Here is a 10796-nt window from a genome sequence, read left to right on the forward strand (position 1 = left end):
TCGAGGGCGTTCGACCACACAATCATCCGACCGACTCGCGGTAGGCAGTTCGTCCACCTCGGTAGACGATGAGTGCGGCGACGCTGAGCGCAGTTCCGAAGAGGAGCGTGAGACTGAGATAGTGGAGGATTCGAATATCGTACGTGTGACTAATAGTCTTGCTCGCTACTGCGACGCTGTCGATGAGTAGCATCACCGCAAAGTAGCTCATCAGCGTGCTCTCGTCGACGACATCTGTTAGCCGTGACCCGACATAAGACCCGAAGACACTCCCTCCGAGCAATGGGAGTACAACTGTGAAATGGACGGCTCCTTGCTGGAGGTAGCGAACGGATCCGAACGCGCTCGATCCTGCGATTTGAAAGACATCGGTACCAACCGCTACCGATTTCGAGATTCCTACACCATAAACGAGACTCGGAACCATCAGAAAGCCACCGCCGACCCCGAGAAAGCCGGAGAGCGTTCCGATAGCGATGGCGACGACGAGGATGAGCCACACGGAAACCTGCACAGTAGATCGGAGTTCGATTAGCGGAGGGAGTCGGCTGAGAGCATACTGCTCGAACACGGGTGGAGTGCGTCGTTCGACGGAGTCAACGAATCGTTCATTGCGAACTCGACGGAGAATAATCACGCCCACCACTGCCAGCAATACGACGTAGGCGATGCTGATGACGAGATCCGCAAGTCCTCTCTCGGCGAGCCAGAAGAGTATCCGCCTGCCGACCTCGATTCCAGCTGCCATCCCGAGGACAAGGAGGCCACCGAGTTTGTAATCGATGTGTCCGGCAGATCGGTGGGTGAAGGCTGCAGCGAGTGACGTTCCAAAGACGAACACAAGACCGGAGCCCACAGCGGCTTCGGCGGGATGGCCGAGCACGAGGAGTGCCGGGGTGACAAAGAAGCTCCCGCCCAGTCCAAAGAATCCGAATAGAATGCCCACTAGAAGCCCGAACCCGACGAAGAACAGGACTTCTGATTCTATGAGTACCATTGGCCTCCAACCTCTGCTAGTTTATCTGCAATCGGTGTCTGGAGCATCTATGATAAATGACGAAAGACACACCAGAAGGTCCCGTCATGAGCGAGAGTACGGCTGGGAACCTGAAAAAGGATACAGCGCCCAACGAGTCCTTGACGATACGATGGACGTCTAGTTTAGACCGTAACTATGAACATCCGCAGTTCCTTGGTCAACTGGACTTTTGGATACGGTACTCCCAGTCATTCGTGTAGGCGTCGTATACGCGTTGAAGTATCGACGGGGTTGAGAGCAACCGAGCGAACACAACTGGATGGCGAAGTAGTCGAAAAAGGACGTGCTTCGGTGCTCGGTCTGCATCCTCAACATCGAGGCCAGAAACCGCAGCCAATATCTCGCCAAGCAGGTATGGCCGGTTCGATTCAAGAACCCCCCGAACCACATGCGCAAGCAAGTACTCAGGGCGCATCGTCTTGTGTAACGCCGCAGGATATTCTGCTAATCGACCGTTAGCGGCATACTCAGCCATGATGTATGCCGAGTGGACGGCCTGTGAGATTCCTTTCCCGGAAAACCGGTTCGCAATTCCGGCTGCGTCGCCAACTCTGACGACGTTGAATTCGGGCACGTATATCCGCGAGGGATTTAGACTCGGTCCCTCTGGAATGATCGCGACATTCGTTTGCTCTCGGGAAGGAATGGGCCAGCCGTTTCGTTCACACGCTTGTTTAAATGCCTCCATGTAATCAGTTGGGAGATCGCGTTGTGCCCACCCAATTCCGACGTTTGCCCGGTGTGTCGATTTTGGGAACACCCAGGCGTAGCCGGCATAGTTCTCGAGGATCATCCGTGTGTTCGGATAGATGTCGGAAAAATCGCCCTGTACGTCGGTATTGAGTGCGGTCATATATCCCGAGTACTCGTCGGTGCTGCCGGTCACTTTGCTCGAGAGTGACGGCTGCCCGGTCGCGTCGACGACCAGATCGTGGCGGTCGATGAGCGAGTGAAACTTCGACTTTGTAACTGGTGACCCCGAACGCACGGTTACCCCATCGGCCTCGAGGGTAGCTGCCCATCGACGCTCGACGACGTTACGGTCGGCTACATACCCATCCCCGGACGGAAATACCCCGGTTCCAGCTAGCTCTCGGGCCGGATTCGTTCCTGTGTACACATCCACCTCAAATTCTGGAACATCGTTGACGAACCCATTCTCTGGCGTCTTTTCCAGCGGAATCATCGAGGCTGCAGTCATCGCCTCTCCACAATTTACTCGCTTCGCATCGTACGACTGCCGTTCGAACAGGTCGACTGTGTATCCTAGGCTGTTCAACGCATGAGCCGCTGCTAATCCACCCATCGCCCCACCAATGACAGCTACCGATTGCCCACGACAGTCGATCGCGTGGGATACACCCGGAAAGTGACCTGCCCCATCGAGAAACGGGTCCGTATCCCCCAAATGCTCCGATGCGTTGTCTATATCGCTCGGAGAAATTCTACGAGAAATCATTTTGCACACACCGTGTTCACTCGCGTGACGTAATGGCGGACATAGCCCGCTAGCGTCAGTTTATTTCCTCTCGTCATTTCTACCACCTCGTTCGGAATCAGATTCGCGTTCGTGTTTCGCGTACCAGCGCGGTTCGGGCCACTGGAAGCCACCTTCACGGTAGACGTCGAACACGCCCCGCTCGATGTCACCTCGGATGATGTCGGCGGTTTCCTCGTCCACGCGGACGAAATGGCAGAGTGGGTGGCCGGGATAGGCGAGCGGACACTCGAGGACGCCGACGACGATGCCCGTGAACGGCGCTCTGACTTCGGTGACTTCCTCCTCGAAGTGATCCGAGAGCGTGAACAGGAGGTCTCCTTCCTCGACGAGCGGACTCGGTCCCCACTCGACGTCGATGAGACCACCGCGATCGGCGCGGATCCACGTCTTCTCGGTCGGTTCGGCGACGACCCGTGTCCAGCCCGGCCACACAACCGGTTCGCCCGGAAGGACGCCGTACTCGCCGAGGACACTGTCGATACCCCGCAACGCACGCTCCACGAGATCCGTCTGGAAGCGATGCGCGCGTCCCGTCTCCACCGTGATCGTCGGAATCCCAGCCGCACTGGCAGCTGTTCGGAGTGTTCCCTCGGAACCCGCACCGGCGAGGATGACGCTCATTCCGAACGCTCTAGCGAGACGTTCGACGGCGGGATCAGAGACGTCTGCGCGGACGTGGGGCATCGTCGTCCGGTGGCGCGTCGACGTGTGGAAGTCGATGCCGAGGTCGCACTCGCGGATGAACGTCGTGAAGAGTTCGTCGGCGAATCGCGAAGACGTCTTCCCGCTCGGATTCCCTGGAAACGCGCGGTTGAGGTCCTCGTCGTAGAAGGGGAGATAGCGTTGCTGGGCGAGGAACCCCGGAACGTTGAGCACGTGCAGACAGACGAGCGTGCCGTGGAGGTCTGCGGGATCGTACCGACTGGCTGCCTGCTGGAGGATCTTCACGCCGTTCATCTCGTCGCCGTGAACGGCTGCCGTCACCAAGACCGTCGGGCCGTCGTGTTCGCCAGTGATGACGGAGACAGGGACTTCGACCGCATCTCCGTTGTAGGTCTCGCTGAGTTCGTACCGGAACTGCCGCCGCTCGCCCGGTTCGACGAGTCGTCCACCGACTTCGACCGGCTGGGCGTCCGTAATCATTGTTCGGACCCCCTCGACCGAATCTCCCAGCCACGAAATCGACGATTCGGTCGATCCATCGAGCCGACCGATTCATTGCGGACGGCTGCACCTGTCGGTCTCTGGGTGGGCGAGCGATACTGGTGTGTCGAGTAGGTAGGTGCGGTCATCGTTCGTCACGCGGTGAGTGAGAGGTCAACGTTCCCGAGTCGGCGGGCGTTGATTGCGACGATGATCGTCGACAGCGACATGAACACGGCGCCGATCGCCGGCGACAGGAGGATGCCGATGGGTGCGAGAATCCCCGCCGCGAGCGGGAGCGCGAACACGTTGTAGCCGGTCGCCCACACGAGGTTCTCTTGCATCTTCCGATACGACGCCTTCGAGAGCTTGATGAGCCGCACCACGTCAACCGGGTTGTTGTCGACGAGGATGATGTCACCCGACTCAATCGCGACGTCCGTCCCTGAGCCGATGGCGATGCCAACGTCGGCTCGCGTGAGCGCTGGCGCGTCGTTGACGCCGTCGCCAACCATCGCGACCAGCTTTCCTTCGGACTGGAGTTGTTCGACCTTCGTGTCCTTCTCCTCGGGCAGCACCTCCGCGAAGTACTGGTCGATACCGAGTTCCTCCGAGACAGCCCGTGCGACGTCCTCGGAGTCGCCGGTCAGCATCGCCACCTCGATGTCCATCGCGTGTAGCGCCTCGATGGCCTGCCGGCTTTCTTCCCGGATAACGTCCGCTAGCGCGAATGCTGCGACGACTTCGGATTCGTCGTGAACCAAGTAGATTACCGTCTCTGCGTTCGATCCAGCTTCCTCAGCGAAGGCAGCGATGCCGTCGGATCGTTCGATACCGAGTTTCTCAATCAGGTTGGGACCACCGATATGAACCGTCTCACCGTCCACAGTGGCTCTGACGCCGAGACCGCGGAAGTTCTCGAAGTTCGAAACGCTCGATCGCTGGACGTCCCGTTCCTCGGCGGCGTCCCGGATGGCGCGAGCGATCATGTGCTCGGAGTCACCCTCGACACCAGCGGCGACTTCGAACGCTCGCTCCTCACTCCAGTCACCTACCGTCTCGACGCCAACAACGCCCTGCTCGCCCTTCGTGAGCGTCCCGGTCTTGTCGAACATCACCGTATCGAGGTTTCGCGATTCCTCCATAGCAATCCGGTCGCGGATGAGCATCCCGTTCTGGGCAGCCGTCGAGGTGTTGATCGCGACCACGAGCGGGACGGCCAGGCCGAGTGCGTGGGGACACGCGATGACCAGTACAGTCACGACGCGTTCGAGGACGGTGATGTTGTACCCGGTGGCGACGATCCACGCGACGGCCGTAATCGCCGCGACGCCAAGTGCCACGTAGAATAGCCAGCCAGCTGCCTTGTCGGCGAGCAACTGGGTTCGAGATTTCGATTTCTGGGCTTCATCAACGAGCCGCATGATGCCCGCTAACGTCGTCTTCTCGCCCGTCTTCGTGATTTTGATGCGGAGGCTCCCGTCCTGGTTGACCGTCCCGGCGACCACTTCTGATCCCGGTTCCTTGCCCACGGGCCTGGATTCGCCCGTAATCATCGATTCGTCGACGGACGACTCGCCTTCGACGACTTCGCCGTCGGCCGGCACGCTCGCGCCCGGGCGAACGAGCACGACGTCGCCCTCGAGGAGTTCGGAGACGGGGACTTCTTCGGTATCCCCACTCTCGGTGAGGCGTTCGGCGGTGTCGGGCATGAGCTTCGCCAGCTCGTCGAGCGCCCCGGACGCCTGCCGGACCGACCGCATCTCCACCCAGTGGCCCAGCAGCATGATGTCGATCAGCGTGACGAGTTCCCAGAAAAAGGGCGTCGTCCCCGGGAGGAACAGGCTCGCAATCGAGTAGACGAACGCGACGGTGATGGCCAGCGAAATGAGCATCATCATCCCCGGCTCACGGTTTTCCAATTCCGTCCGGGCCATCGAGAGGAACGGCACGCCACCGTACGCGAAGATCACAACCGAGAGGACGGGTGTGATCCAGACGCTCCCGGGGAACGACGGCGCCGTGTAGCCGAAGACATCCTGGATGAACTCGCTGAAGAAGATGACCGGCACCGAGAGCGCGAGCGATACCCAGAACCGCCGTCGGAACATCTGTTCGTGCCCCGAATGGTCGGTGTGGCCGCTGTGGTCCTCGTGCCCTCCCTCGTGGACGTCCGCGCCGTCGTCGTGTGCGCCGTGATCGTGTTCGCCCCCTCCAGCGTGGGCGTGTTTGGTCTCGGCGTGGCTGTGTCCGGACTCGGCTTCGTGATCGTGGTGTGCGTGTTCGTCGGTGCTTTCGGGTTCCGTGGTAGTCTCGCCCGTCCGGTCGTGGTTCGTGTGTTCGGGTGAGTGGGGAGGCTCCGTGGTGGATGAGGGATCTGTCGCTCGACTCCCTCCATCTGCTTCTAACTGGCAGATACGGCAGCAGTAGACGGGTCCCTCGGAATCAGTTTCCGACGAAGCGTCCCGGATACGTTCGTGGTCTGGATGGTTGCTCATGGGTTGGGTGTTGGTACCGCCTCCCCATTATTCTGTCCGGTGCCTGAGACTGCGCAGGACGATCAGGGCAGGCGGACTCGGAAGACAACGACGGGGCGGTCGTCCGCGAACGTTCTGGGTGCTCTCAGGCGTGGGCGGTGTATCCAGCGTCTTCGACGGCTTGCACGAGGGCCGTGACGTCGGCGTCACCATCGACGCTCGCCTGTTCGGCCTCACGATCGGCGGTGGCGTCAGTCACACCAGACACGTCTTGAAGTGCCTCTTCGACTGTCTGTTCGCAGTGGCCGCAGGTCATTCCTTCGACGGTGATCGTTTGACTCATTCCAGTAAGATATACGGACCGCTCCCCTTTGTCGTTTGCTGCTTCGATACTGCTGTTCGAATGGTTGTGAAACGACGCATTCCAAAGTGACTTCAGGGGAATAGTATTGTATCTTGCGTCCTTTTCGACCAGTATGCGGGACTTGGACGAAACCGACATGGAGATTCTCTCGTTGTTAGCCGAGAACGCCCGTCGCCCGTTCAGCGCGATCGGCGAGGAAGTTGGTCTCTCGGGGCCAGCGGTTTCAGATCGCGTCACACGCCTCCAGGAGGCCGGGGTCATCAACCACTTCACCATCGATGTCGACCGTACTAAACTCAGAGCTGGTGTGCCGGTACTCGTCCAGCTAGATCTCCCATCTGAGTCATTCGACGCGGTACGCGAGCGGGTCAGAAACGACGACGCCGTCGAACACGTGTTCATTACGTCCGAGGGTGACCTCTGGTTCTATGGACGTGCAGAAGCACAGAACGTCCGGGCGTGGGTGAACACGCTTCTCGATGGCGTCGGCTCAGTTGATTACGCGATCACGTTAGTCGACGAAGTCGAGTGGACGCCATCGATCGACGGCGTCGAGTTCGCACTCACGTGTGCTGAGTGCAGTAATACTGTGGATTCCGAGGGGGAGACGAGTCGGATTGGCGGAGAACTCTATCATTTCTGTTGTCCATCGTGTCAGAGTCGGTTCGAAGATCGACACCAGCGTCTCGAAGAGGGCGTGTAGCACTGACTTCGGTTTGGAATCGAAAGTAAGCGCCGTTGGTTACTCCCACTCTCGAAGTAGAAACTCACCTAACGGAGTAGCCCCTATACTATGACGATGGAAACACGCACGGCACATCTCGACATCACAGGGATGACCTGTGCCAACTGCTCGGGGACAGTTGGCGACGCCCTGGAGTCACTCGACGGCGTCATCGAGGCGAATGCCAACTTCGCCACGGACGAGGGCTCCGTCGAGTACGACCCTGACGAGGTATCGCTTGCAGAGATCTACGAAGCGATCGAGGAGGCCGGCTACGGTGCGGTGTCTGACACGGTGACCATCGGTATCTCCGATATGACCTGTGCCAACTGTGTACAGACGAACGAGACCGCACTCGAGAACACGCCGGGTGTTATCTCGGCCGAGGCGAACTTCGCCACCGACGAAGCGCAGGTCAGGTACAACCCCGCGGACACGTCCCTCGACGCGCTCTACGACGCTATCGAGGGCGCTGGTTACTCGCCGGTCCGTGAAGACAGCGACAGCGGTGAATCGGGTGAAGATGCTCGGGACGCTGCACGACAGGGTGAGATTCGGAAACAGCTTCGACTGACGCTGTTCGGAGCCGCGCTGTCGGCCCCGATGTTGTTTTTCCTCGCAGAGAAGTTTCTGCTTGGCGGGGGAATTCTCCCGGAGACGGTCTTCGGCGTCGAATTCGGGTGGGTCGAGTTCCTGCTGGCGACACCCGTTCAGGCCGTGCTCGGCTGGCCGTTCTACAAGAACTCGTACAACGCGCTGGTCAACAACAGACGCGCCAACATGGACGTTCTCATCGCACTGGGTTCGTCCACTGCGTATTTCTACTCAGTCGCAGTACTCGCGGGATTGATCGCGGGAGGCTTGTACTTCGACACCGCCGCGTTGATCCTCGTGTTCATCACGCTCGGCAACTATCTCGAAGCCCGCTCGAAAGGGCAGGCAGGCGACGCCCTTCGGAAGCTCCTCGAAATGGAGGCTGAGACGGCCACCCTCGTCGACGAGGACGGTACCGAAGTGGACGTGCCACTCGAAGATGTCACAGTCGGCGACCGCATGAAGGTCCGTCCCGGCGAACAGATTCCGACCGATGGCGTCGTCATCGACGGTCAGAGCGCCGTTGACGAGTCGATGGTCACCGGCGAGTCGGTCCCCGTCGAGAAGGGCGAGGGCGACGAGGTCGTTGGCTCGACGATCAACGAGAACGGCGTCCTCGTCATCGAGGCGACGAAGGTCGGTGCGGACACGGCGCTCCAGCAGATCGTTCAGACGGTCAAGGAGGCCCAATCCCGCCAGCCAGACATCCAGAATCTTGCCGACCGTATCTCGGCGTACTTCGTCCCTGCAGTCATCGCAAACGCGATCCTCTGGGGCGTCGTCTGGTACCTCTTCCCCGCGACTCTCGCGGGCTTCGTCGAGGCAATCCCGCTGTGGGGACTCGTCGCAGGTGGCCCCGTCGCCGCTGGAGGGGTCTCAGTCTTCGAGTTCGCGCTCATCGTCTTCGCGTCGTCCGTGTTGATCGCCTGTCCCTGTGCGCTGGGGTTAGCGACGCCTGCTGCAACGATGGTTGGGACGACGATCGGTGCCCAGAACGGAGTGCTGTTCAAGGGCGGTGACATCCTTGAACGCGCGAAAGACGTCGACACGGTCGTTTTTGACAAGACCGGGACGCTCACAAAAGGTGAAATGGAGCTGACTAACGTCGTGGTGTTCGATGGCGCCGGACATCCCATCACAGACGGCGGGGATCCCGCTGCCACTGACGGCCAACTAACCGCACGTGACCGCCTCAGCGAGGACGACGTGTTGCGGCTCGCAGCCGCGGCCGAGAGTGGGAGCGAACACCCGCTTGCCCGGGCCATCGTCGACGGAGCCGAAGAGCGTGGCATTGATGTCACCGACCCGGACGATTTCGAGAACGTGCCAGGACACGGCATCCGTGCCACGGTGGGTGAGAGCGAGGTCCTCGTGGGCAACCGCAAACTCCTTCGGGACAACGGCATCGACCCCGAGCCAGCTGCCGAGACTATGGAGCGGCTCGAAAACGAGGGAAAGACCGCGATGTTAGTCGCCTACGAGGGCGAACTCGTGGGCGTGGTCGCCGACGCCGACACGGTCAAGAAAAGCGCGAAAGACGCCGTGAGCCAGCTGCAGGAACGCGGTGTCGACGTGATGATGATCACCGGCGACAACGAACGGACCGCCCGCGCCGTCGCCGAGCAAGTCGGTATCGACCCCGAAAACGTCCGCGCGGAGGTCCTCCCCGAAGACAAGTCCGACGCGGTCGAGGCCATTCAGGACGAAGGGCGCAAGGCGATGATGGTCGGCGACGGCGTCAACGACGCACCAGCACTCGCCGTCGCGTACGTCGGCACCGCCATCGGCTCGGGCACCGACGTTGCGATTGAAGCGGCGGACGTGACGCTCATGCGCGACGATCCGCTCGACGTGGTGAAAGCCATCCGTATCTCGGACGCCACGCTCTCGAAGATCAAGCAGAACCTCGTGTGGGCACTCGGGTACAACACGGCGATGATTCCGCTGGCCTCGCTGGGACTGCTCCAGCCCGTGCTGGCGGCCGGTGCGATGGCGTTCTCCAGCGTGTCGGTGCTGTCGAACAGCCTGCTGTTCCGCCGGTACACCCCCGACCACGACTACAAACTGCTCGGGAAGCTGCGCTGACTACACCCCTTCTGATTCACCATGTCTAACGTATCCCGCCGCACGGTGCGCGCGTACCTCATCAACAGAGCGGACACCGAGCCAACGTACCTTCGCGCTCGTGAGATAGCCAGCGATCTCGACGGATCACCGAAAGCCGTCGCACAGTATCTGAGCCAGCTCCAGGACGACCTTGCCGATGTGTCACTCGAACAGTGGGGGCGCTCGAAGAGCACCACCTGGCGAGTCGAGGTGAGCAAGTCGTGAGTACCGTCAGTCGGCGCGTCGAAACCGTCCTCCCCGACACCGGAACTCGAGAATGGTGGGTCCTGTATCTGCTTGCTCCGGTCGTACTTATTGGTGTAGCACTTCTCGCGTTCCCGACGCTCGTCTACGACCGATTCGTCTGGCAGTATCTCTGGGGCCCGGTCGTCGCCGATGCCGCCAGCCAGCCAGTCACGCACGAGGGGATACAGGCCGTCCGCGGATACAACGCCGTGAACACGGTGACGTACCTTGCGGCCGTCGTGTACAGTCTCCCAGGGCTCCGGGCATATCTCGACGCGCTGGACGTCTCGTTCGATACTCGACTCGCGTACGGGTTCGCGCCGATCATCGTCGCCGGCGGCGCGATGCGTGCGCTCGAGGATATCGGTTTGCTCGGTGACTACGCGGTGTGGTTCATCACACCGTCGATCTACTTCTTCGTCACCGCCGTCACCGTCCTCTCACTCGGCGTCGGCGCACTAGCGCGCGACCGGGATATTGGGTCCATCCCGTCGACGGTCGGACTCGTCGGGTCGGTCTGGGCTGTCGGAGCCATCGGATGGGCATTTTGGTACGGGCTCTCGACATCGGCTCCTCTCCGTCTGTGGGTGCCGGTCGCGACG

At 60.7% G+C, this 10796-nt stretch carries 10 protein-coding genes; 5 read left to right on the top strand and 5 right to left on the bottom strand.

Going from position 1 to position 10796, the window contains the following annotated elements; translation table 11 throughout:
- Nucleotides 1–22 precede the first annotated feature (22 nt).
- From ACFQI8_RS14670 to ACFQI8_RS14685, 4 genes are all read right to left on the bottom strand, one after another.
- Complete coding sequence (locus tag ACFQI8_RS14670) at nt 23–997, bottom strand: sulfite exporter TauE/SafE family protein (protein WP_390246036.1); 975 nt, start codon at nt 995–997, stop codon at nt 23–25.
- A 199-nt stretch (nt 998–1196) separates the two neighbouring features.
- On the bottom strand, nt 1197–2240 hold the full coding sequence (locus ACFQI8_RS14675; protein ID WP_390246038.1) for an NAD(P)/FAD-dependent oxidoreductase: 1044 nt from the start codon (nt 2238–2240) through the stop codon (nt 1197–1199).
- A gap of 318 nt (nt 2241–2558) precedes the next feature.
- Nucleotides 2559–3683, bottom strand: coding sequence for a succinylglutamate desuccinylase/aspartoacylase family protein (locus ACFQI8_RS14680; RefSeq protein WP_390246040.1), 1125 nt, complete (start codon nt 3681–3683; stop codon nt 2559–2561).
- Between the two features lie 155 nt (nt 3684–3838).
- Entirely contained in the window at nt 3839–5794 is a 1956-nt protein-coding gene (locus ACFQI8_RS14685; RefSeq protein ID WP_390246042.1) for a copper-translocating P-type ATPase, read from the bottom strand.
- Between the two features lie 33 nt (nt 5795–5827).
- On the opposite strand from ACFQI8_RS14685, the gene ACFQI8_RS14690 reads away from it, so the two are divergent.
- On the top strand, nt 5828–6031 hold the full coding sequence (locus tag ACFQI8_RS14690) for a hypothetical protein (RefSeq protein ID WP_390246044.1): 204 nt from the start codon (nt 5828–5830) through the stop codon (nt 6029–6031).
- Nucleotides 6032–6305: 274 nt separating this feature from the next.
- Here the strand turns inward: ACFQI8_RS14690 and ACFQI8_RS14695 are convergent, their stop codons facing one another.
- Nucleotides 6306–6503, bottom strand: coding sequence for a heavy-metal-associated domain-containing protein (locus tag ACFQI8_RS14695; RefSeq protein WP_193571765.1), 198 nt, complete (start codon nt 6501–6503; stop codon nt 6306–6308).
- Between the two features lie 133 nt (nt 6504–6636).
- Here ACFQI8_RS14695 and ACFQI8_RS14700 point away from each other — a divergent pair, with 133 nt between their 5' ends.
- The 4 genes from ACFQI8_RS14700 to ACFQI8_RS14710 all read left to right on the top strand — a co-directional run.
- The gene (locus ACFQI8_RS14700; protein ID WP_390246047.1) at nt 6637–7227 is read left to right on the top strand and encodes an AsnC family transcriptional regulator; all 591 of its coding nucleotides are present in this window, start codon (nt 6637–6639) and stop codon (nt 7225–7227) included.
- Between the two features lie 96 nt (nt 7228–7323).
- Nucleotides 7324–9927, top strand: a complete 2604-nt coding sequence (locus ACFQI8_RS14705) for a heavy metal translocating P-type ATPase (RefSeq protein WP_390246049.1) — start codon at nt 7324–7326, stop codon at nt 9925–9927.
- 21 nt (nt 9928–9948) lie between these two features.
- Nucleotides 9949–10173 (top strand): DUF7123 family protein, encoded by a 225-nt coding sequence (locus tag ACFQI8_RS19540; RefSeq protein ID WP_465261724.1) that lies wholly within the window; start codon nt 9949–9951, stop codon nt 10171–10173.
- Nucleotides 10170–10796, top strand: a 627-nt coding sequence (locus ACFQI8_RS14710; RefSeq protein WP_390246051.1) for a DUF63 family protein, incomplete at its 3' end; no start/stop codon positions are given. The genes ACFQI8_RS19540 and ACFQI8_RS14710, both read left to right, overlap by 4 nt.

This window comes from Haloferax chudinovii, assembly GCF_042663345.1.
GTDB classification, from domain to species: domain Archaea; phylum Halobacteriota; class Halobacteria; order Halobacteriales; family Haloferacaceae; genus Haloferax; species Haloferax chudinovii.